Source organism: Streptacidiphilus monticola, assembly GCF_042658505.1.
Lineage (GTDB): Bacteria > Actinomycetota > Actinomycetes > Streptomycetales > Streptomycetaceae > Streptacidiphilus > Streptacidiphilus monticola.
Genome location: NZ_JBHSQJ010000028.1, coordinates 1 through 22,482, shown reverse-complemented (window position 1 = coordinate 22,482; position 22,482 = coordinate 1). Strand labels below are relative to the sequence as shown.

The window sequence follows — 22,482 nt, the reverse complement described above, 5'->3', positions numbered from 1 at the left end:
GCCCGGCCCCGGCGCGTCCCCCGGAGCGGCCGGCCCGCCAGGCCCCTGCGGGTCGCCCGGAGCGGCTGGCCCGCCCGGGCTCGCGCTGCGCGCTGCCCGGCGGNCGGCCCGCCCGGGTTCGCGCTTCGCGCTGCCCGGCGGCGTGGCCCTCGGGCCCGCCCGCCTGCTCTTCGCGCGGGACGTGGGGCCCAGCCTGATGTCCCATCAGCTCGCCGGGCGCTGCGCGCCCAACTGGGGCCAGGGTGAGGCAAGTGGGCTTGCCTGCCCATGCTGCGGGCGCGTCGGGCCATAGGCCCCGTCGGCCCGCCCGGGTTCGCGCTTCGCGCTGCCCGGCGGCGTGGCCCTCGGGCCCGCCCGCCTGCTCTTCGCGCGGGACGTGGGGCCCAGCCTGATGTCCCATCAGCTCGCCGGGCGCTGCGCGCCCAACTGGGGCCAGGGTGAGGCAAGTGGGCTTGCCTGCCCATGCTGCGGGCGCGTCGGGCCGTGGGCCCGTGGGCCCGCCCGGGCTCGCGCTGCGCGCTGCCCGGCGGCGGCCGGACCAGGCTCGCACTCCGCACGAGCCGAAGGGCCCCTGGCCTGACCAGGTTCCCTTCGCGCTCCCGGCGGCCCGGTCGGGCTTGCGCTCGGCGCTGTCCGGTCGGGCCCGGTGGCCCGCCCACCGTCCGGCGTTTCGCGTGGGGGATCGGCACGACCAGGTTCCCTTCGCGCTCCCGGCGGCCCGGTCGGGCTTGCGCTCGGCGCTGTCCGGTCGGGCCCGGTGGCCCGCCCACCGTCCGGCGTTTCGCGTGGGGGATCGGCACGACCAGGTTCCCTTCGCGCTCCCGGCGGCCCGGTCGGGCTTGCGCTCGGCGCTGTCCGGTCGGGCCCGGTGGCCCGCCCACCGTCCGGCGTTTCGCGTGGGGGATCGGCACGACCAGTCTCCCTTCGCTCCGCCCGGCGGCCCGGTCGGGCTTGCGCTTGATGCAGTCCGAGCCGGGCCAGCCCGGTGGCCTGCCCGGCCCGGCGCTTCGCATGGGGGGATCGGCCCGACCAGGTTCCCTTCGCTCCGCCCGGCGGCCCCTCGGGCTCGCGCTTCGCGCGGGACGTGGGGTCCGCTGGGGTGGGCCGCCCGTGCGGAGCGCGGGGCGGGCCGAGCCGGGCCCGGGGGCTTTCGGCTCTGCTGCGCGCAGCGCCTATGCGCCCCAGCCTGCCTGGGTGCCGCCGACGCGGGTGGCGACGATGTGGTCCTGCCAGCCGGTGGCGGCGTACGCGGCCAGGGGGTCGGGGTCCAGGCCCTGCTCCTCGCGGACCTCGCGCAGCAGCGGGCGGACGTCGGTGTTGTACGCGTCCATCAGCACCGCGTTCGCTCCCAGCACGTCACCCGCCGCCTGCGCGGCCCGCAGCGCGTCCAGGTCCACCAGCAGCGCCTTGGCCGTGGCCTCCTGGACGTTCATCACCGAGCGGATCACGGCGGGGATCTTCGCCTCGATGTTGTGGCATTGGTCGAGCATGAACGCCACCTCCTGCTCCTTCTCGAAGCCGCCGTTCTTCGCCACCTCGTGCAGGATGCGGAACAGCTGGAACGGGTCCGCCGAACCGACCATCAGGTCGTCGTCCGCGTAGAAGCGGGAGTTGAAGTCGAACGCGCCCAGCCTCCCCTCCCGCAGCAGGAAGGCCACGATGAACTCGATGTTGGTGCCCGGCGCGTGGTGGCCGGTGTCGACCACGACCTTCGCCCGGGGCCCCAGCTTCAGACAGTGCGCGTAGCTGGTGCCCCAGTCCGGGACGTCCGTCGTGTAGAAGGCGGGCTCGAACAGCTTGTACTCCAGCACCATCCGCTGGTCCTCGCCCAGGCGGGCGTAGACCTCCGACAGCGCCTCCGCCAGCCGCTCCTGACGGGCCGTGATGTCGTCCTGGCCGGGGTAGTTCGTGCCGTCGGCGAACCACAGCTTCAGGTCCCGCGACCCCGTCGCGTCCATGATGTCCACGCACTCCAGCAGGTGGTCCACCGCCTTGCGGCGCACCTTGGGGTCCGGGTGGGTGACCGAGCCGAGCTTGTAGTCGTCCTCCTGGAAGGTGTTCGCGTTGATCGCGCCCAGGCGCAGGCCGCGCTCCTTGGCGTGGGCGGCCAGCTCCGCGTAGTCGTCCACCGCGTCCCACGGGATGTGCAGCGAGACCAGCGGCGCGACGCCGGTGGCGGCGTGCACCTGGGCCGCGTCGTCCAGCTTCTCGAACGGGTCCCGCGGCACGCCCGGCTGGGCGAACACCTTGAACCGGGTCCCCGAGTTGCCGTAGCCCCAGGACGGGGTCTCGATCTCCTGGGACTTCAGCGCGGTCTTCACCGCAGACAGGTCGGTCATGGCGATCCTTACGAAATCGGCGCGTGCCGGGCAGGGCGTCGGCGCCCGGGCGGAGCGTCCTGCCGAGTGCTCCGAGGGCTGAGGCAAGGGAGGAAAAAACGTTTCAATCGCGTTCGAGACGGTAGACCCACGCCGCTCCGAGGTCAAGAGGGCGTCGAAGTCCACCCGATCGGGGTGGCGTGACGCAATCGTGCCCTCGGCCTGCCCTCGGCCGAATCCCTTTCCCTGCTGCGGTTGTAGCAGCTCAGTCGCGCCTCGCCGGGCGACATGTCCGGACGCCGAACGGGATTCGGCTGTCCGGAATCTATTGACTCGGCCGCTCCGGGCGTTCTAACGTCCCGGCAATCGAGTTGAAACATTTCATGCCGATGGCGACGACGCCCGGCCGGCCAAGGAGCGCTCTCGATGTCCCACTCAGAACCGGACGCCGTGCCGATGCTCGCCCTTGAGGGGGTGAGCAAGTCCTTCGGCGCGGTCCGCGCCCTGCAGGACGTGTCCCTGCGTCTGTTCGCCGGCGAGGCGCACGCCCTCGCGGGGGAGAACGGCGCCGGCAAGTCGACCCTGATCAAGACCCTTGCCGGGGTGCACCGTCCGGACGCCGGCCGGGTGCTGCTGGACGGCCAGGACGTGGTCTTCCACGGCCCCGCGGACGCCCGTGACGCGGGTGTCGCGGTGATCTACCAGGAGCCCACGCTCTTCCCGGACCTCTCGGTCGCGGAGAACATCTTCATGGGCCGCCAGCCCCGCCGTTCGCTCGGCCGGGTGGACCACGGCGCGGTCCGTGCCGCCACCGCCGAGCTGTTCCAGCGGCTGGGCGTGGACCTGGACCCGGACCAGCCGGCCCGCGGACTGTCCATCGCGGACCAGCAGTTGGTGGAGATCGCCAAGGCGCTCTCCTTCGACGCCCGCGTCCTGATCATGGACGAGCCGACCGCCGCGCTGACCGGCAGCGAGGTCGCCCGCCTCTTCCGCGTCGTGAGGTCCCTGCTGGCGCGCGACGCGGCCGTGCTGTTCATCTCGCACCGGCTGGAGGAGGTCTTCGAGCTCTGCCGGCGGGTGACCACCCTGCGGGACGGCCGCTGGATCGCCAGCGAGCCCGTCGCGGGGCTGACCGAGGACGACCTGGTGCGCCGCATGGTCGGCCGCGACCTGGACGAGCTCTACCCCAAGCAGGACACCGAGATCGGCGAAGTCGCCCTCAGCGTCCGCAGGTTGACCCGGGAGGGCGTGTTCACCGACATCTCCTTCGACGTCCGCGCCGGGGAGATCGTCGGCCTGGCCGGCCTGGTCGGCGCCGGGCGCAGCGAGGTCGCCCGGGCGGTGTTCGGTGTCGACCGCTGGGACGCGGGCGAGGTGCGCGTCCACGGGCGGCCGTTGACGAAGGGCGCCCCGAGCGTGGCCATGGCCGCCGGTGTCGCGCTGGTCCCCGAGGACCGGCGGGCGCAGGGCCTGGTGATGGAGATGTCCATCGAGCGCAACATCGGGCTCACCGGTCTGAAGGCCACCAGCACCGCGGGTCTGATGAACCGTCGGGCCGAGCGGGACCGGGCCCTGGACTGGGCGGTCAGGCTCCAGGTCAAGTTCGCCCGGCTGGCCGACACCGTCGGCACGCTCTCCGGCGGCAACCAGCAGAAGGTCGTGCTCGCCAAGTGGCTGGCCACCGGCCCGAAGGTGCTGATCGTCGACGAGCCGACCCGCGGCATCGACGTCGGCACCAAGGCCGAGGTGCACCGGCTGCTGTCCAGCCTGGCCGCGCAGGGCGTCGCCGTCCTGATGATCTCCTCCGACCTGCCCGAGATCCTCGGCATGGCGGACCGGGTGCTGGTCATGCACGAGGGCCGGATCACCGCCGAGATCCCGCGGGCCGAGGCCACCGAGGAGTCGGTGATGACCGCCGCCACCGGACGCGAGAGGAACGCCGCATGATGACCGAGACCATCGGCCCCCCGAGCCAGGCCGTCGCCGCACCGCCTGCCCGGGCCGGTCTGCTGGACCTGGCGCTCAAGGTCCGCGAACTGGCCATCGGCGCGGTCCTGGTGCTGATGCTGCTGGCCACCCAGCTCTACAACAGCGCCTTCCTGTCGGTGCAGGGCATCAAGGACCTGCTGCTCAACGCGGCGATCCTGGTCCTGGTCGCCACCGGCCAGGCCGTCGTGGTGATCACCCGCAACGTGGATCTGTCCGTCGGCTCCGTGCTGGGCATCACCGCCTTCGCGGCGGGCGACTTCCTCCAGGGCGGCGGCAACCCGGTGCTCGCCGTGGTGATCGCGGTGGCGCTCGGCAGCGCCTTCGGACTGCTCAACGGGCTGCTGGTCAGCCTCGGCCAGGTCCCGGCACTGGTGGTCACCCTGGGCACGCTCTACATCATCCGCGGCATCGACGCGATCTGGGTCGGCTCCCGTGAGATCACGGCCAGTCAACTGCCGCACTCCTTCGCCTCGTTCGGCCACTCCGGGTTCTGGGCGATCCCCTGGCTCGGGGTCCTCGCGGCGCTCGTCCTCGTCGTCGCCGCCTACTACCTGCGCGGCTACCGCAGCGGCCGGGAACTGTACGCGCTGGGCTCCAGCCCGGAGGCCGCCCGCCTGGCCGGCGTGCCCGTCCGCAAGCGGCTGCCGGCCGCCTACCTCCTGTGCGGCGCCCTCGCCGGACTGGCCGGCGCCCTCTACCTCGCCCGCTTCGGCAACGTCGACTCCGGCACCGGCAGCGGCTACGAACTCACCGTCGTCTCCGCGGTCGTCGTCGGCGGCGTCGCCTTCACCGGCGGCTCCGGCAGCGTCTACGGCGCGGCCCTCGGCGCCCTGCTGCTCACCTCCATCAACAGCGTGCTGCCCGCCGTCGGCGTGAGCTCCGTCTGGGTCCTCGCCATCGACGGCATCCTGCTGCTCCTGGCGATCACCGTGGACCGGCTGGTGGCACTGCGCGTGGCCCGCGTGCTCCGCAAGCGCGCCGCACAGACAAGGAGCGCCCACCATGGCTGAGCCCGTCACGGCCGATCTGACCAAGGCGGCCGCGCCGAACCGTCCCGGCCTCGGCGGCATGGTCCGCTGGGACACCGTCGTCGGCGCTCTGCTGATCGTGCTGCTGCTGTGCTCGTTCAGCTTCGTCGACAACTTCGGCAACGCGCTGAACCTGTCCTTCCTGATCGGCAACACGCTGCCGATCGCGCTCATCGCACTGCCGATGACGATGCTGGTCGTCGCCGGGGAGATCGACCTGTCCGTCGGCTCGATCGCCGGACTGTCCGGCGCGGTGATGGGCGCGCTGTGGAACCACGGCATGGCCATCGAGACGATCATCCCGCTCTGCCTGGTCCTCGGAGTGGTCTGCGGACTGGTCAACGGCCTGCTGGTGACCCGGCTGGGGTTGCCGTCCCTGGCCGTCACCATCGGCACCATGGCCGCCTACCGCGGCATCGCGCAGATCGTGCTCGGCTCCGACTCCGTGACCGACTTCCCGCAGCAGTACCTGGACTTCGGCTCCGGCCGGATCGCGGGGACCTTCATCCCGTACGCCGCCGTCCCCTGGGCGGTGCTCGCGATCGTCGCGGTCCTGGTGCTGCACGCCACCGGCGTGGGCCGCTCACTGTTCGCCATCGGCGCCTCCGAGGAGGCCGCGTACTTCGTCGGTATCCGGGTCAAGCGGCTGCGGCTGGCGATGTTCGCGACCACCGGCCTGGTCTCCGCGCTCACCGGCGTGTTCTGGGTGCTGCACTACGCCAGCGCCCGCTACGACAACGCCACCGGCCTCGAACTGTCCGTCATCGCCGCGGTACTGCTCGGCGGCATCGACTTCGACGGCGGCAGGGGGACGCTCGGCGGCGCCATCGCCGGCGTGTTCCTGCTCGGCACCCTGCAGAACACGATGAGCCTGGTCAACGTCTCCGCCCAGTCCCAGATCGTGGTCACCGGCGTCCTGCTGGTCGTCTCGGTCCTCGGCCCCCGCGTCGGCCGCCGGATCGTCCGGGCCCGCGCCCGGCATCGCACGACGAGCGCACCCGAACCCCTCCCCACCGCGACCGCCTGACCCGGCCGAACCGGCCGCCTCCCCTGACCTGCCGTCAATTCGCCTCCGAGACAAGGAAGTCCGATGCCCGCTCGCGCCAGAAGCTCTGCTGCCCGCGCCGCCACCGCGCTCGCCCTGACGGCCGCCATCGCCGTCACGGCCTCCGCCTGCGGCGGCACCACCAAGAAGTCCACCGACGCCGCCGGCAACGCCGCAGCGGGTAGCACCGCCTCCGCGAACCCCGGGGCGGCCACCAGGACCGGCCTGACCGTGGCCTTCCTGCCCAAGCAGGTCAACAACCCGTACTTCACCATCGCCGACAACGGCGGCAAGAAGGCGCTCGACGCCCTCGGCGAGAAGTACAAGGAGGTCGGCACCAGCAGCGGCACCGACACCGCGGGCCAGGTCTCCTACGTCAACACGCTGACGCAGCAGCAGGTCAACGCGATCGCGGTGTCCGCCCAGGACCCCGGCGCGCTGTGCACCGCGCTCAAGCAGGCGATGAGCAACGGCGTCAAGGTGGTCACCTACGACTCCGACACCAACCCTGGCTGCCGCCAGGTCTTCGTCTCCCAGGCCAGCGCCGAGGCGCTGGGCCGCAGCGAGGTGCAGCTGATCGCGAAGCAGCTGAACTACACCGGCGACATCGCGATCCTTTCGGCCGCGCAGACCGCGACCAACCAGAACACCTGGATCGGCTACATGAAGGACGAGCTGAAGAAGCCCGCCTACAAGAACATGAAGCTGGTCACCGTCGCGTACGGCAACGACGACGCGCAGACTTCGTTCCAGCAGACCCAGGGCCTGCTGCAGCAGTACCCGGACCTGAAGGGGATCATCTCCCCGACCACGGTCGGCATCAAGGCCGCCGCCCAGTACCTGTCCGGCTCCAAGTACAAGGGCAAGGTCGCGCTCACCGGCCTGGGCACCCCCAACGACATGCGCGCCTACGTCAAGGACGGCACGGTCGCCGGCTTCGAGCTGTGGGACCCGGCCAAGCTCGGCGAGCTGGCCGGCTACGCCGCCACCGCGCTGGCCTCCGGCCAGATCACCGGCGCCCAGGGCCAGACCTTCAAGGCCGGCGACCTCGGCAGCTTCACCGTCGGCGCCGACGGCGTCGTGCTGCTCGGGGACCCGACGGTGTTCGACAAGAGCAACATCGACCAGTTCGACTTCTGACCCACCAGCCCCGGTTCCGGGCGGCGGCGTCCCCGGTCGCCCGGGACCGGACCCACCAGGAGGTGTCCCCGTGCAGCGCGTCTGCTTCCTGCTGAAGGTCCGTCAGGATCGCGTCGAGGAGTACCGGCGGCGCCATGCGGCCGTGTGGCCCGAGATGCAGGAGGCGCTGTCGCGCACGGGCTGGCACAACTACTCCCTCTTCCTGCGTGAGGACGGGTTGCTCGTCGGCTACCTGGAGACCGAGGACTTCGACCGGGCCAGGGAGCTGATGGCCGCCACCGTGGTCAACGCCCGGTGGCAGCGGGAGATGGCACACTTCTTCGAGCAGTTGGACGGCAGCGCGCCCGACGCCGCCATGCGGCCGCTCACCGAGGTCTTCCACCTCGCCTGACCGACCATCCGCCCGCACCGAAAGGACAGGCACCGACGTGGCACGCACGGTGGGCATCAAGGACGTCGCCCGGCAGGCCGGAGTGTCGATCGGCACCGTCTCCAACGTCATCAACCGCCCGGACCTGGTCTCCGTCGACACGCGGCTGCGGGTCGAGGCCGCCATCTCCGAACTCGGCTACGTGCGCAGCGAGTCGGCCCGGCAGCTGCGCGCCGGACGCAGCCGGGTGATGGCGCTGCTCGTCCTCGACATGGGCAACCCGTTCTTCGTGGACGTGGCGCGCGGGGCGGAGAAGGTCGCCCGGGAGAACGGCCTGATGGTCATGCTGTCCAACAGCGGTCAGGACCGGGCCGAGGAGGAGGCGTACCTGGCGCACTTCGCGCAGCAGCAGGTCCTCGGGGTGCTGCTGTCCCCGATCGACGGCAGCGGCGCCGACCTGGGCGTGCTGCGGCGCGGCAACATCCCCGTCGTGCTGGTGGACCGGGGCGCCGACCGCGAGGAGGGCTGCTCGGTCTCGGTCGACGACGTGCTGGGCGGCACCCTGGCGGTCCGTCACCTCGTCGAGACCGGCAACGAGCGGATCGTCTTCGTCGGCGGACCGCTGTCCCTGCAGCAGGTGCACAACCGCCTGGTCGGCGCCCGTCAGGCGGTGGCGGAGGCGGGACTCCCGCCGGAGGCGCTGGCCGTGGTGGAGACCCCGCGGCTCGACATCGCCGCCGGCCGCGACGCGGGTCAGCGCCTGCTCGGTCTGGGGCACCGTCCCACGGCGGTGTTCTGCGCCAACGACCTGTTGGCGCTCGGCGTCCTGCAGTCGCTCTTCGCGGTGGGCGTCCGGGTCCCGGAGGACATCGCCCTCGTCGGTTACGACGACATCGAGTTCGCCGGGGCCGCGACCGTCCCGATCACCTCGGTGCGCCAGCCCGCCTACCAGATCGGCCGGACCTCGGCGGAGCTGCTGCTCGCGGAGTCGCTGTCCGAGGGCCCGCATGAGCACCAACACGTGGTCTACCAGCCCGAGTTGGTGGTCCGGGCGTCCACGATGCGGCGGGCGGCCAGGCCCTAGCCCGGCGGGCGGCTGCTCCGCCCGGGCGGGGTTCAGACGCCGGCGGCGGTGACGACGGCGTCGGTGGCGAAGCCGAGCAGCAGACCGAGCAGGATCATCCAGCCGGTGAGCTCCTTGAGGCCGGAGCGGCGGGCCACGGCCAGCAGCTCGATCACGACGTAGAGGATGGAGCCCGCGGCCAGGCCGAGGAAGGCGATGGAGAGGTAGTCGTTGACCAGGTGCTGGCCGACGAGGGTGCCGAGGAAGGTGGGGCCGCCGCCGATCAGCCCGAGCAGGGCGAGACTGCCCCAGCTCGGCCGTTCGCCCTCGGCGGCGAGCGGGGCGACGATGCCGAAGCCCTCGGTGGCGTTGTGCAGGCCGAAGCCGATGATCAGCAGCACGGCCAGGGAGATCTGGCCGGTCGCGGCGGAGTTGCCGATGGCCAGCCCCTCCGCGAAGTTGTGCAGTCCGATGCCGGTGGCGATCATCAGCGCCAGCCCGGCGGCGCCGGAGCGGGCGGCCTTGGCGGCGGCACCGCCCGGAGCGGTGTCCCCCACGGCGGCGGCACCGGGGCCCGCGGACAGCTGCGCGCGTGCGGCGCGCCGCGCGGCGATGCGGCGGTCGTAGGAGACGAGGCCCATCATTCCGACCGCGAGGCCCGCGGCGAGCGTCAGGAAGCCGCCCACGGCGGTGCCCCAGTGGTGGCTGGAGAGGGCGGAGTCGGTCGGCTCCCAGGCGGCGCTGAGCACGTCCCAGACCAGGAACGTCAGGATGCCGATGGCGACCGCGTTCAGCGAGGCGCGCAGTCGCGGCGCGGGGTTGCGCAACCGCCCGATCGGCAGGCCGAGGTAGATGGTGAGCCCGGCGATGGCACCGAGAAGGACGATCTGCGACGACGACACGGTTGCTGCTCCAGGCAGGGAGGGGGACTTGCCACTGCTGACCCTAGAGGAGGTAAGCCTTGCCTAACAACTGGCTGTGCACCGCTGAGCTCAGCCCGTGCCTGCGGTCGGCCCGGCTGCCTGCCTCCGGGCGGTGTCCGCGGGTGCGGAGCGCGTGTCCGCTGGAACGCGTCCGGCCCGGAGGGTTTGCTGGTGCGGAAGGCAGGAACCCGCGGCGAAAGGCACGGCGATGAAGGTGACCGAGATCCTCCCCGGCTCCCCCTGTTGGGCGCAGCTGAGCGCCAGCGACCCGGAGGCGGCCCAGCGGTTCTACGGCGAGCTGTTCGGCTGGACCGCGCAGACGGACCCCAATCCGGAGATGGGCGGCTACACGATCTTCTCCCTGGACGGCGCCCCCGCGGCCGCCGTCGCGCCGCTGATGAACCCTCAGCAACCGGTGATGTGGCTGCTGTCCTTCGCGGCGCCCGACGTGGACGCGTCCGCCGCGGCCGCGCAGCAGGCGGGCGCGCAGCTGTGGATGGGTCCCATGGACGTGGCCGAGGTGGGGCGCTGGGCGCTGCTCAGCGATCCGACCGGCGCGCCGTTCTCGCTCTGGCAGGCGGGGCAGTTCAGCGGCTTCGGCGTGGTCAACGAGCCGAACGCGTTCGGCTGGGCCGACCTGTCCACCCGGGACAGCAAGGCGGCGCTGGACTTCTACTCCGGTGTCCTCGGCTGGCAGGTCTGGCCGAACGAGACGTATCCGATGGTCGGCCTGGCCGACACCATGTTCGGCGGTGTGATGGAGATGGGCGACATGTTCCCGCCAGAGGTCCCCTCGCACTGGAATCCGTTCTTCCTGGTCGCCGACGTCGACGCCACCGCGGCGGCCGCCGCCCGGCTGGGCGGTGAGATCCTGCACGGCCCGGCCGACGTGGAGATGGAGAACGGGCCGCGACTCGCGGTGGTCCGCGACCCGCAGGGCGCGACGTTCGGCGTCTTCGCACCGCGGGACGGCAGCTGACGGAGGGTCGGCCGCCCCGCCGCGCGCGGGTGTCGCGGCGGCGCGGCCGACCGGTCGCTCAGCTCTGCCAGCCGATGGTCTCCGGCAGCGGGGTGCCGAAGATGGTCGCGCCGACGTTGGCGAGGCCGTCCTTGACGGCGTAGATGGACGGGCCGCTGAACAGCGGCAGGAACGCGTACTGCTGCAGCTCCTGCTGCTCGACCTTGTTGGCGGCGGCGATCTGCTGGTCCAGGTCGGCGATCTGCGAGACCGCCTTGATCTGCTGGTCCAGCTCCGCCGTGCCCGTTCCGGTGAGGTTGGACGCGCTGGTGGAGCAGTACTCCTGGCACAGGTAGCGCTGGCCGAACGGGTCCAGCGACCGGTTGCCGGAGAGGAACAGGTCGAAGTCGCGGGTGCTGAGCACCTTGGAGAAGTCGGACTCGTCGACCGTGCGGATGTCCACCTTGACGCCGACCTGCTTGAGCATTGCGGCGAAGGCCTGGGCGAGCGCCTTGTCGAGCGGGTCGGAGCCGATCAGGGTGTAGCCGATCTCCAGCTTGCGGCCGTTCTTGGCGCGGATGCCGTCCGAGCCGGCCGTCCAGCCCGCCGCGTCCAGTTCCTTCCGGGCATCGGCGGGGGAGTAGCTCAGCACCTTGGAGACGTTGTCCTGGTACCCCTTCTGGAAGCTGAACAGCAGGCCGGAGCCGGGCAGCGGCTCCGAGTAGTCGAGCCCCTGGAACTCGATCCGGGCCACCTGGTTGCGGTCGATGGCCTCCAACACCGCCTTGCGGACCGGTAGTTCGGACAGGACCGGGGACTTGGCGTTGAGGTACAGCGAGTACTCGAAGGGGCTGCCGCCGCGCCGGATCTGCGTGCCGTTGATGCCGCTGATCTGCTTGAGGCCCTCGGCGGACCCGGTGGCGGTGTAGTCGATCTGGCCGTTGCGGAAGGCGTTGACCGCCGCGGTGGAGTCCAGCTTGACGAACACCCGCTTGTCCAACTTGCCGGGCTTTCCCCACCACTTGGGGTTGCGCACGAAGGTGACGTTGCCTGAGTGGGTGTCCCAGGTGCCGACCGTGTAAGGGCCCGCGCCCCACTGCGGGTTGGCCTTCTTCAGGTAGGCGCCGTTGAAGTTGGCGACCGTCGCGGCCTTCGGGTGCAGGAAGGTCGAGAAGAGCGCGGGCCAGGAGGCGTCCACCCCCTTGAAGGTGATGACGGCCTGCTTGGCGTCGGCTCCCGGCCTGACCGAGGTGATCTGGTCGTAGCCGTCCGTCGAGGAGACGTTGAACTTCGGGTCGGACCCGTTGTTCGCCTTCCAGGTCGCCTCGATCGCCGTCCAGTCGATCGGGGTGCCGTCGTTGAAGACGGCCTTCGGGTTGATGGTGAGGGTGACGACCTGGTTCCCGCCGGAGACCTTGACGTCCACGTGGCTGTAGTAGTCCGGGTTGTACTGGACGTCGCCGGTGGGCGAGTAGGTGATGGCGTCGGCGTTGTACCAGAACCAGATCCGGGCCGCGGTGAGCGTGGCGTCGGCGTCGAAGGGGTTGCCCTGGTCGTCGAAGGTTCCGGCGGTGGTGTAGGTGCCGCCGGTCCGCACCCGGTCGTAGGGCTGGGGGTTGTAGTCGACCGCCGCGCTCGCCGCCTTCGGGGCCGTCGGACTGCCGCTCGCGCCGGACGAGCCGGTGCTCCCGGAGGAGGAGCAGCTCGTGACGGCGAGCGCGACGACCGCGGCGAGGGCGGCGAGGGGGAGGGCGAGTCTCTCACGGGTCATGGAGCGGTCCTTGTCGGTCGGAGGGAGGATGGGCGGGCCCGGCGGCGGTCAGCCGGCGTGGCAGGCGAACCGGTGGTCGGCGGCGCCGGATGCGACGGCCGATCCTTCGGCGGTCTCGTCGGCGGCGGTCGTGAGCTGCGGCTGCTCGGTCCGGCAGCGGCTGCGCAACTCCTCGCCGAGGGTGCGGTGGAGGGCGCAGCGGTCGACGAAGACGCAGCCGGCGCGGGTGGCGGCGGCCGGGCCGCCCAGGGTGCGCGCGTCCGGGGAGACGCCGGGCTGCTCGCCTTCCAGGACGGTCCGCTCCCGGTGGCGCTGCACCTCCGGATCGGGCACCGGCACGGCGGAGAGCAAGGCCCGGGTGTAGGGGTGGCGCGGACGGGCGAAGACGGATTCCGTCGGGCCGGACTCGACGATGCGGCCGAGGTACATCACCGCCACCCGGTGCGCCACATGGCGGACCACGGCCAGGTCGTGAGCCACCATCAGATAGCCGAGGCCCAGCTCCCGTTGCAGCCGGGTGAGCAGGTTGAGCACGCCCGCCTGCACCGACACGTCGAGCGCCGACACCGGCTCGTCCAGGACGAGCAGCCGCGGTTCGACGGCGAGGGCTCGCGCGATGCCGACGCGCTGGCGCTGCCCGCCGGAGAGCGCGGCCGGGAAGCGGTCGGCCATGGACGGCTCCAGGCCGACCAGCCGGAGCAGTTCGAAGACCCGGGGCCGCAGTTCCCTGCGGGGCAGGCCGATGGCCTCCAGGGGCTCGGCGAGCAGCCGTGACACGGGCAGCCGCGGGTCGAGCGCGCCGAGCGGGTCCTGCATCACGATGCGGACGGCACCGCGCAGTTCGCGGATCCGGGCGGCGGAGCGCAGGTCGGCGGTGTCAGTGCCGGCGACCTCGATGCGTCCCTGCTCGGGCCGGCGCAGGCGCATGATCTCCAGCAGGGTCGTGGTCTTGCCGCTGCCGGACTCGCCGACCAGGCCCAGCGTCTCTCCCGCGCGCACCTGGAAGGAGACCCCGTCCACCGCCCGCACCGTGCCGACGCGGCGCTTCAGCAGCGCGCCGCGGGTCAGCGGAAAGGTGCGGACCAGGTCCTCCACCGTCAGCAGCACCTCGGGCGTCCCGGTCGGCTCCGTCCCGGTCGCGTCGGCGCCGGCCGGGGCGAGCGGCGCCGGGCCGTCCACCGGCTCCGCCAACGGGCCCTGGAGCGGGTCGAGTCCACCCGCGGCAACCTCGTCGGCGCGGACGCAGGCGACCGACCCGTGGTCGGCGAGCGGCCGCAGCGGCGGCTCGGCCGTGCGGCACGCGTCGGTGACCAGCGCGCAGCGCGGGGCGAACGGACAGCCGTCCGGGAGGGCGACCAGCGACGGCGGCTCGCCGCCGATGGGCAGCAGCGGGCGGCGCTCGCCAGCCTCCACCGTGGGCACGGCTGCGAGCAGCCGGGCCGTGTACGGCATGGTCGGACGGCGGTACAGCTCGCGCACGCCGGCCTGCTCGACGATGCGCCCCGCGTACATCACCGCCACCTCGTCCGCGTAGCCCGCGACGACGCCGAGGTCGTGGGTGATCAGCAGCAGCGCCGCGCCGGTCTCCTGCTGCGCGGTGCGCAGGACTTCGAGGATCTGCGCCTGCACGGTGACGTCGAGCGCCGTGGTGGGTTCGTCGGCGACCAGGACGGACGGCCGGTTGGCGACGGCGAGCGCGATGACGACGCGCTGGCGCATGCCGCCGGAGAACTCGTGCGGGAAGGAGCGGGCGCGGCCGCGCGGGTCGGGGATGCCGACCAGGTCGAGGAGTTCGACGGCGCGCTCCCAGGCGGCGGCGCGGCTGAGGTCCTGGTGGACCCGCAGCGCGTCGCTGAGCTGGCGGCCCACGGAGAAGATGGGCGTCAGCGCGGACAGCGGGTCCTGGAAGACCATGCCGATCTCGCGGCCGCGGATCCGGGACAGTTCACGGTCGCTCAGTCCCACCAACTCGCGTCCGTGCAGCCGGACCTGACCGGCCAACCGGGCGGTCGGGGGCAGCAGGTTCATCACGGCCATCGCGGTGGCGGACTTGCCGGAGCCCGACTCGCCGACGATGCCCAGCGTGCGGCCGGGCAGCAGGTCGAAGCCGATCCCGCGGACGGCCTCCACGGTCCCGGCCTCGGACGGGAAGGAGACCCGCAGGTCGCGGACGGACAGCACCGGCTGCGGGGCGGAACTCCCCGGTCCCACCGCGGCGGCGGACGGGGCGTCGTCCGGCGGCAGGAGCGGCGTGGGGCGCGTCATGACATGCCTCCTGAGGCACCGGTCGCGGAGGTCGGGTCGAGCGCGTCGCGCAGTCCGTCGCCGATCAGCGCCATGGAGACGGTGAGCAGCACCACCAGCCCGGCGGGGACGGCGAAGAGCCAGGGCGCGCTGGTGAGCGAGCCGGAGCCGTCGGCGAGCATGGTGCCCAGCGAGACGTCGGGCGTCTGCACACCGAAGCCGAGGAAGGACAGCGCGGTCTCGCTGAGCACGGTGGCCACCACGCCCAGGGTCAGGTTGAGGATCAGCAGCGAGCCGAGGTTGGGGATGATGTGCCGCAGCACGATCCGGAACGGGCGCACGGCCATGAACTCCGCCGCCGTCACGTAGTCGCGCTCGCGCAGCGAGGTGGAGACGGACCAGACGACGCGGGCGGTGCCCATCCAGCCGAACACCGTCAGCACCAGGATCAGCACCCGCCAGTCGCCGGCGAGCCGGTGCGAGACCAGCGCGAGGATCAGGAACGAGGGCACCACCAGCAGGAAGTGGATCAGTGCCAGTACGGACTTCTCCACCCGGCCGCCCAGATAGGCCGCGCCCGCGCCGACCACGGCGGCGATCACCAGGGTGAACACCGAGACGCTGACCGCGATGACGAGGGAGCGCTGCAGGCCGTGCACCGCCTCCGCGTAGAGGTCGTTGCCGCCCTGGTTGGTGCCGAACCAGTGCGCCGCGCCCGGCGGTTGGGTGAGCGCGGTGAAGTCGGTGTCGGTGTACTGCCAGTGGGTGAAGCTGCCGCCGAGGAGGCTGAACAGGACGAGGGCGAGGAAGACGGCCGTGCCCGCGAGGGCGGGGCGGTTGCGCAGGAAGCGCCGCAGGTAGAGGCGGCCCAGGCCGAGCCCCCAGGAGGCCTCCTGACGGTCCGTCGGCTCGGTGCGGCGGTCCGCTCCGAGGTCGGCGCCGGGTCCGGCGGCCCCGGGCGGCTGCGGTGCCGAGGTCGGTGCTGCCATGGTCAGCTCACCCGGACTCTCGGGTCGAGGAAGACCGTCGCGAGGTCGGCCAGGATGGCGCCGACCGCGGTCGTCGCCGCGCCGAACGCGGCCGTGGCGACGGCTCCGTGGACGTCGTTCTTGCCGATGGTCTGGACGAAGTACTGGCCCATACCGTCCCAGCCGAAGATGCTCTCGGTGATCACCGCGCCCGTGAAGATCGCAGGGATGCTGAAGGCCACCGAGGTCGCCGTCGGGATGAGCGAGGCCCGCAGCGCGTGCCGGCGGATGGCCTGGGCCCGGGTCAGACCGGTGGCCCGGGCGGTGCGGACGAACTCCGCGTCCAGGGTGTCCAGCAGCAGCGACCGCTGGGTCAGGTGGTAGCCCACGTAGCCGATCAGGGTGAGCGTCACCGTGGGCAGGATCAGGTGCAGCAGCCGGTCTCCCAGCGTCGGCCAGAACCCGGACACGTCAGGGGAGTTCTCGCCCGCGACGTAGAGGAAGTGCAGCCCGGCGTGCTGGTTGAGCCAGATGGCGACGAAGACCACTGCGAGCGCCATGACGGCGGTGGGGATGTTGAAGAGGACCACCGACACGGTCTGCGCCAGCCGGTCGCCCCAGCTGTACTGCCGGGACGCCGTCCAGACGCCGAGGGCGACGCCGAGCAGCACCGACAGGACGGTCGCCAGCAGCATCAACTCGCCGCTGACCAGGGCACGGTAGCCGATCTCGCCGTTGACCCGGATGCCGGTGGGGGACCTGCCCCAGTCGAAGCGGACCACCACCTCGACCAGCCAGTGCCACCAGCGTTCGACGAGGGGCTGCCGCGGGTCGAGCCCGTACGGCGCGAGGGCGGTGTCGATCTGCAGCTCGGTGCGGACCGGCCGCAGACTGCGGTAGTCGGAGCGCGGGTCGAGGAACCAACTGGCCAGGAAGAACGTCGCGTTGGTCGCGACGGCGATCATCAGCAGCCAGCCGGTCGTCTTGCGCGCGAGGTAGCGGACCATGACGGCGCGAGGCTCTCCAGGGACGAGGGACGTGCGCCGGTGCGCACGCGATCCACTGTCGGGCAGGGGTGTCCCCACCGCCAGGGGTGGCTCGTTTCTGTCATGAAATCGTCATGTACCTGCAATCGGTGTTCGTGCGCGATGGGGGCGCATCGCCGGAAAGTTCGCGTTCCGCCCTGCGCTGCAGGGGTGTTGACGGCACGTCAGGGGGCTGGTGGACTGGACCTCATGACGTCCTCCGGACAGCCGCTGGTGATCCGCGGCCACATCGACTTCGGTCGGGTGTGGTCCGCCTCGCATCGCCGCTGATCCGGTTCCGGGAGCCGCCCGGCGTGTCGAACCGCCGCCGCCTGCAGGCCGTTCCCGCGTCCCGCCTCCGGTCCGTGTCCTGACGGCCGGTATGCCCGTGCGCGGTCCGCCGTCGCCGGCGGTCTCGCCGCGCCTGCCCGCTCGACCCCTGTTGCGCAGAGGAGCAGTCATGGAAGCCGCCCTGGAATCCACCGAATCCGCAGTCGAGGCCTGGGCGTCCTGGCGGGGGGAGCGCGTGGTCCGCGCCCGCGCGCCCTACGGGCCGCTCGCCCTCACCGGCACCTGGTGGCTCGACGAGCAGCGTGCCAACGGCTGGGCCCTGCCCGGCCGTTGGACGGTCGACGAGCAGGCCGGCAAGGTCACGCTGACCGCCGCGAGACACGACGGCATCGCGGTGGACGACGCGCCCCTGGAAGGAGAGGTCCGGCTCTGTCCCGACGAAGGACCGGGCGCGCCGCGGGTCAGCCAAGGCGGGAGGCTGCTGCAGCTCATCGTCCGCGAGGACCGGTACGCAGTGCGCGTCTTCGACCCCGCCTCCCGGGCGCGCTCCGCCTTCGCGGGCATCGCGGCCTTCCCCTACGACCCGTCCTGGGCGGTTCCGGCGCGCTACGTCCCCTTCCCGGCGGAGGGCCCGGTCCGGGTGCTGCACAGCGACGGCCGCCGGCGCGCGACCGTGCTGGCCGGCGAGCTGACGTTCCGCCGGGGAGCGCAGGCGCACGCGGTGGCCGTGCAGCGGGCGGCCGACGGCGCGCTCAGCGTCAGCATGGCGGACGCCACCCGGGCGGGGGAGGCGTGCGGCTTCCGCGTGGTCGAGGTGCCTGCGCCGGACGCGGACGGCCGGACGCTCGTGGACTTCAACCGGGCGGCCCTTCCCCCGTCGGCCTTCGCCGACCACTTCACCTGCCCGCTGCCGACGGAGGGGAACACGCTGGGCTTCCCCGTCGCCGCGGGCGAGCGCCGCCTGTTGCGGCACCGCTGACCTGGCCGTTCGTCCCAGCACCGGAGAAGCCTCGAAAACTCTCGACGGAAGGCGCCGACTCCGAATCGATACTTGCCAATTCCCGAACACCCGGGCGACATTTGTCATCCCTGCATGCAAATCACCGGGACGGAGCGCGGGATGGGACACCGCCGACCACCGGTCGCACGACCCGCGGTCCGTGCGACCGCAGTGCGGCTATCGCGGCGGGGGCGCCGCGGTGCTGGCGCGGACGACCAGTGTCGTCGACAGCTCCAGCCGCGTCGGCGTGGGCGGTTCGTCCTCACGCAACCGCAGGATGAGCCGGGTGGCCTGCTCGGCCATCTCCCGCAGCGGCTGGCGGACGGTGGTCAGGGCCGGGCTGGTCCACTTGGCGATGTCGAGGTCGTCGTAGCCGACGACGGACAGGTCCTCGGGCACCCGCAGTCCCGCGACGCGGGCCGCCTCCAGGACGCCGAGAGCCTGCAGGTCGCTGCCGGCGAAGATCGCCGTCGGCCGGTCCGGCAGGGCCAGCAGGTCGCGGGCGCTGGCGTAGCCGCCCTCGGCGTGGAAGTCGCCGAAGGCGACCAGGCCCGGGTCGGGCTCGATCCCGGCCATGGTCAGCGCCGAGCGGTACCCGTCGAGCCGGGCCAGCGAGCAGAGCATGTCGTCGGGGCCGGTGATGATCCCGATACGCCGGTGCCCCTGGTCGACCAGGTGGCGCGTGGCGGCGAGGCCGCCGGCCCAGTTGGCCGACCCCACCGAGGGGACGTCCGGCTCGGGGTCGCCCGCCGGGTCGATCACCACGAAGGGGATGGCGCGCGAGCGCAACTGCCGCTTCAGGTCCGGCGGAAGGCTGGAGAAGACCAGTACGACGCCGAGCGGACGGCGGCGCACCACCGCGTCGATCCACTCCGGCCCCGGCGCGTGGCGCGAGCCGCTGTGGGTGACCACGACCCCCGCGCCGTATCCGTTGGCGACGGCCTCGACGCCGCGCAGCAGCTCCATGGCCCAGAGGCTGTCGAGTTCGTGGAAGACGATCTCGATGAGCGGCGCGTCCCCGCCCGAGCGGGGGCCGCGCTGGTAGCCGTGGCGGCGCAGCAGCTCCTCGACCCGTTCGCGGGTTGCGGGTGAGACGTCGGTACGTCCGTTGAGAACTTTCGAAACCGTCGAGACGGAGACGTCCGCCTCGCGGGCCACGTCCGCGAGAGTCACGCGTCCCAGGTCATCGACTTTATCCATGTGCGCAGCATAGGCCACGGCTGCTGCGCTCTTGTCAACCCCGCGGTCAACATCACGCTTCGGTTACCCCGATGTTGCGGGGGTTGACCCTTGCGGGATCGGGGACCTAGCGTCCCCGCAGGGCAATGCTTTCGGCAATGAAGGCGAAACATTTAGGAAGGTGTTCGATGAACAGACGAGTGTTGGCTCTCGCAGTCGGACTGTCCGTGGCGTCGCTGGGGCTGACGGCATGCGGCAGCGGCAGCGGGAGTTCCGCGGGCGGCGACTCCGGCGTGATCCACGTCCTGGTCTACGGCGACGCCAGCAACAAGGTCGAGAAGCAGATCGTCGACACCTTCAACAAGACCTCGAAGGTCAAGGCGGTCCTGGACACCATCCCGGGCGCGGACTACCAGGCCAAGCTCAACACGATCATCAACACCCCGCAGGCCCCGGACATCTTCTTCAACTGGGGCGGCGGCTCCATCCAGCCCTACGTCAAGTCCGGCCTGCTGCTCCCGCTGGACGACATGATCGCCAAGGACCCGGGGCTGAAGAGCAACTTCCTGCCCTCGGTGTTCAACACCGCGGTGATCGACGGCAAGTCCTACGGCATCCCGATGCGCGGCACCCAGCCGGTGCTGCTGTTCAACAACAAGAAGGTGCTCGCCGACGCCGGGCTGAGCGTCCCGAAGACCTGGGACGACCTGCTCAACGCGGTCAAGGTGCTCAAGGCCAAGGGGATCACCCCGATCGCCCTCGGCGGCGGCGACCAGTGGCCGACGCTGATGTGGTACGAGTACGTCTTCGACCGGGTGGCCGGCCCCGGCCTGTTCCAGAAGGTGCTGGCCGGCGACAAGAGCGCCTGGGCGAGCGACGACGCCAAGAAGGCGCTCGGCATGCTCAAGCAGCTCGTCGACGCGGGCGCGTTCGGCTCGAACTTCGACTCGGTCAAGTTCACCGACGGCGGCTCCCCGGCGCTGCTGGCCAAGGGCAAGGCCGCCTTCGAGCTGATGGGCTCCTGGGAGTACGCCACCCAGCAGGACGCCAACCCGGACTTCGCCAAGAACGACCTCGGCTACAGCAACTTCCCCAGCATCGCGGGCGGCAAGGGCGACCCGGCGGACGTCGTCGGCAACACCAACAACTTCTACTCGGTGCTGAAGAAGACCAAGCACCCCGACGCGGCCGCCGCGTTCCTCAAGCTCATGTACTCCGACGACTTCGTCAAGGCGCAGCTCGCCATCGGCAACCTGCCGACGACCACCAACACCGAGCAGTTCCTCGACACCTCGGCCAGCCCGGACTACTCGAAGTACCAGTACAACCTGGTCAAGGCGGCGCCGTCGTTCCAGCTCTCCTGGGACCAGGCCTACCCGCCGGCCGCGAACACGCCGATCCACACCGCCGTGCAGGAGTTCTTCGACGGCAAGCTCGACGCGGACGGCTTCATCAAGGCCATGCAGGCCCTGCCCACCTCCTGAGGCGAATGCCATGAGTGCTCTCTCCATCGCAGCCGAGTCCGGCCGCCGCCGCCTCCGCCTCCGGGCGCGGCGCGGCAGCGGCGTCGGGGTGACCCGCCCGGGCCTGGCCTGGGCGGTGCCGGCGACCGTGTTCTTCCTGCTCTTCGCGCTGGTGCCGCTGGTCCTGGTCGCGGTGCTCTCCTTCACCAGCTGGGACGGCGTGGACGCCCCCCGGTTCAACGGCTTCGCCAACTGGACCAAGCTGATCCACGACCCGGTGATGACCCAGAGCGTCTGGCTGACGCTGCTGCTCACCGTCCTCGGCGTGGTCGTGCAGACCCCCGTCAGCATCCTGCTGGGCGTCTGGGCGGCCGGGCACCAGCGCAACCGGGCCGTGCTGTCCGCGATCTTCTTCGTCCCGCTGCTGCTGTCCGCGACCGCGATCTCCGTGGTCTGGCGCGCCATCCTGGACCCGAACTTCGGTGTGCCCTCCCAGCTGACCTGGCTGTTCGGCGACGGCAACCTGATGGGCAGTCAGAGCGGCGCCATCGCCGTGCTCACCTTCGTGGGCATGTGGCAGTGGACGCCCATGCACGCGCTGCTCTACCAGGGCGGCGCCCGGGCCATCCCGCAGGTGCTCTACCAGGCCGCCGCGATCGACGGGGCGGGAACGGTACGGCAGTTCTTCCACATCACCCTGCCGCAGCTGCGCAACACCATGATCACGTCGGTGATCCTGATGACGGTCGGCGGGCTGACCACCTTCGACACCGTCCTCATCCTCACCCAGGGCGGCCCCGGCACGGACACCACCGTCAGCGCCTTCTACATGTACCAACAGGCCTTCAAGAGCTTCGACTTCGGCTCCGGCTCGGCCGTCGCCCTGGTGCTCGTGGTGGTCGCCACCCTGATCTCGCTCGCCGTCGTGCGCCTGTCCGGCTACGACAAGATGCGCAGCACCACGGAGGGACTGTGATGCGGCAGCGCCCCAACTACCTTGCCGGGCTGGGCTCCCTGGTCTGGCTGTGCCTGGTCGGCCTGCCGCTGTACGTGCTGCTGATCGCCACCTTCCGCACCCGGTCCAACTACTCCTCGCAGGGCCCGCTGACCTTCCCGTCGCACCTGACCCTGCAGAACTACATCGACGACTTCTCCAACGGGTTCGGTCAGGACTTCCTCAACACGCTCGTGGTCACCGTCAGCGTGGTCGCCATCGTGCTGCTGGTGGTACCGCCGCTGGCCTACGCCATCGTGCGCGCCCGGGGCCGGACCATCACCACGGTCTTCCGGGTCTTCCTGCTCGGACTGGCCATCCCGGCCCAGGCCGTGATCGTGCCGATGTTCTACGTCATCAGCAAGGCCGGCCTCTACGACCACCTCATCGGCGTCATCCTGCCGACCGCCGCGTTCTGCCTGCCGGTGTGCACGCTGGTGCTCACCGGCGCGATGCGGGACATCACCAGCGAGCTGTACGAGGCCATGGCCATGGACGGCGCCACCCCCTGGCGGGTGTTCTGGCAGCTGGTGCTGCCGCTGTCCAAGGGCGGGCTCTCCTCCATCGTGGTCTTCTCCGCGCTCCAGGCCTGGAACGGCTTCCTCTTCCCGCTGATCCTCACCCAGTCCGACAGCACCAAGGTCATCACGCTGGGCCTCTACAACTTCCAGACGGAGCATGGTGTGGATGTGCCCGGTCTGCTCAGTGCCGTG

Annotated in this window: 18 protein-coding genes; 11 read left to right on the top strand and 7 right to left on the bottom strand. The window is 71.6% G+C overall.

Annotated elements, in window-relative coordinates; translation table 11 throughout:
- Positions 1-1,172: 1,172 nt before the first annotated feature.
- Complete coding sequence (gene rhaI, locus ACFP3V_RS08210; RefSeq protein WP_380581378.1) at positions 1,173-2,339, bottom strand: L-rhamnose isomerase; 1,167 nt, start codon at positions 2,337-2,339, stop codon at positions 1,173-1,175.
- A gap of 405 nt (positions 2,340-2,744) precedes the next feature.
- On the opposite strand from rhaI, the gene ACFP3V_RS08205 reads away from it, so the two are divergent.
- The 6 genes from ACFP3V_RS08205 (at position 2,745) to ACFP3V_RS08180 (ending at position 8,974) form a co-directional block, all read left to right on the top strand.
- The gene (locus tag ACFP3V_RS08205; protein ID WP_380581376.1) at positions 2,745-4,265 is read left to right on the top strand and encodes a sugar ABC transporter ATP-binding protein; all 1,521 of its coding nucleotides are present in this window, start codon (positions 2,745-2,747) and stop codon (positions 4,263-4,265) included.
- Complete coding sequence (locus ACFP3V_RS08200; protein ID WP_380581380.1) at positions 4,265-5,317, top strand: ABC transporter permease; 1,053 nt, start codon at positions 4,265-4,267, stop codon at positions 5,315-5,317. The genes ACFP3V_RS08205 and ACFP3V_RS08200 overlap by 1 nt, the downstream gene beginning before the upstream one ends.
- Complete coding sequence (locus ACFP3V_RS08195; protein WP_380581373.1) at positions 5,310-6,362, top strand: ABC transporter permease; 1,053 nt, start codon at positions 5,310-5,312, stop codon at positions 6,360-6,362. Before ACFP3V_RS08200 ends, ACFP3V_RS08195 begins: the two co-directional genes overlap by 8 nt.
- 63 nt (positions 6,363-6,425) lie before the next feature.
- Complete coding sequence (gene rhaS, locus ACFP3V_RS08190; protein WP_380581371.1) at positions 6,426-7,520, top strand: rhamnose ABC transporter substrate-binding protein; 1,095 nt, start codon at positions 6,426-6,428, stop codon at positions 7,518-7,520.
- A gap of 70 nt (positions 7,521-7,590) precedes the next feature.
- The gene (locus ACFP3V_RS08185; protein WP_380581369.1) at positions 7,591-7,911 is read left to right on the top strand and encodes an L-rhamnose mutarotase; all 321 of its coding nucleotides are present in this window, start codon (positions 7,591-7,593) and stop codon (positions 7,909-7,911) included.
- Between the two features lie 37 nt (positions 7,912-7,948).
- Positions 7,949-8,974, top strand: a complete 1,026-nt coding sequence (locus tag ACFP3V_RS08180; protein ID WP_380581367.1) for a LacI family DNA-binding transcriptional regulator — start codon at positions 7,949-7,951, stop codon at positions 8,972-8,974.
- Between the two features lie 32 nt (positions 8,975-9,006).
- Here the strand turns inward: ACFP3V_RS08180 and ACFP3V_RS08175 are convergent, their stop codons facing one another.
- On the bottom strand, positions 9,007-9,855 hold the full coding sequence (locus ACFP3V_RS08175) for a ZIP family metal transporter (protein WP_380581365.1): 849 nt from the start codon (positions 9,853-9,855) through the stop codon (positions 9,007-9,009).
- 229 nt (positions 9,856-10,084) lie between these two features.
- Between ACFP3V_RS08175 and ACFP3V_RS08170 the strand changes: the two genes are divergently transcribed.
- Positions 10,085-10,855 (top strand): VOC family protein, encoded by a 771-nt coding sequence (locus tag ACFP3V_RS08170; RefSeq protein ID WP_380581363.1) that lies wholly within the window; start codon positions 10,085-10,087, stop codon positions 10,853-10,855.
- 58 nt (positions 10,856-10,913) lie between these two features.
- Here the strand turns inward: ACFP3V_RS08170 and ACFP3V_RS08165 are convergent, their stop codons facing one another.
- The 4 genes from ACFP3V_RS08165 to ACFP3V_RS08150 are packed head-to-tail and all read right to left on the bottom strand — an operon-like array spanning position 10,914 to position 16,824.
- Positions 10,914-12,605 (bottom strand): ABC transporter family substrate-binding protein, encoded by a 1,692-nt coding sequence (locus ACFP3V_RS08165; RefSeq protein WP_380581361.1) that lies wholly within the window; start codon positions 12,603-12,605, stop codon positions 10,914-10,916.
- 48 nt (positions 12,606-12,653) lie between these two features.
- Positions 12,654-14,870: a dipeptide ABC transporter ATP-binding protein gene (locus ACFP3V_RS08160; RefSeq protein WP_380581359.1), complete on the bottom strand. Its 2,217-nt coding sequence runs from the start codon at positions 14,868-14,870 to the stop codon at positions 12,654-12,656.
- Entirely contained in the window at positions 14,867-15,838 is a 972-nt protein-coding gene (locus tag ACFP3V_RS08155) for an ABC transporter permease (protein WP_380581357.1), read from the bottom strand. Before ACFP3V_RS08155 ends, ACFP3V_RS08160 begins: the two co-directional genes overlap by 4 nt.
- Before the next feature lie 2 nt (positions 15,839-15,840).
- Positions 15,841-16,824, bottom strand: a complete 984-nt coding sequence (locus tag ACFP3V_RS08150; protein WP_380581355.1) for an ABC transporter permease — start codon at positions 16,822-16,824, stop codon at positions 15,841-15,843.
- A 478-nt stretch (positions 16,825-17,302) separates the two neighbouring features.
- On the opposite strand from ACFP3V_RS08150, the gene ACFP3V_RS08145 reads away from it, so the two are divergent.
- Complete coding sequence (locus tag ACFP3V_RS08145) at positions 17,303-18,112, top strand: DUF1684 domain-containing protein (protein ID WP_380581353.1); 810 nt, start codon at positions 17,303-17,305, stop codon at positions 18,110-18,112.
- Positions 18,113-18,310: 198 nt separating this feature from the next.
- Here the strand turns inward: ACFP3V_RS08145 and ACFP3V_RS08140 are convergent, their stop codons facing one another.
- Positions 18,311-19,333, bottom strand: coding sequence for a LacI family DNA-binding transcriptional regulator (locus ACFP3V_RS08140; protein WP_380581351.1), 1,023 nt, complete (start codon positions 19,331-19,333; stop codon positions 18,311-18,313).
- 167 nt (positions 19,334-19,500) lie between these two features.
- On the opposite strand from ACFP3V_RS08140, the gene ACFP3V_RS08135 reads away from it, so the two are divergent.
- The 3 genes from ACFP3V_RS08135 to ACFP3V_RS08125 form a co-directional block, all read left to right on the top strand.
- Positions 19,501-20,796, top strand: coding sequence for an ABC transporter substrate-binding protein (locus tag ACFP3V_RS08135; protein WP_380581349.1), 1,296 nt, complete (start codon positions 19,501-19,503; stop codon positions 20,794-20,796).
- Between the two features lie 10 nt (positions 20,797-20,806).
- Entirely contained in the window at positions 20,807-21,751 is a 945-nt protein-coding gene (locus ACFP3V_RS08130) for a carbohydrate ABC transporter permease (protein ID WP_380581347.1), read from the top strand.
- Positions 21,751-22,482 (top strand): carbohydrate ABC transporter permease (locus ACFP3V_RS08125; protein WP_380581345.1); only part of this gene is annotated, 732 nt, incomplete at its 3' end. The genes ACFP3V_RS08130 and ACFP3V_RS08125, both read left to right, overlap by 1 nt.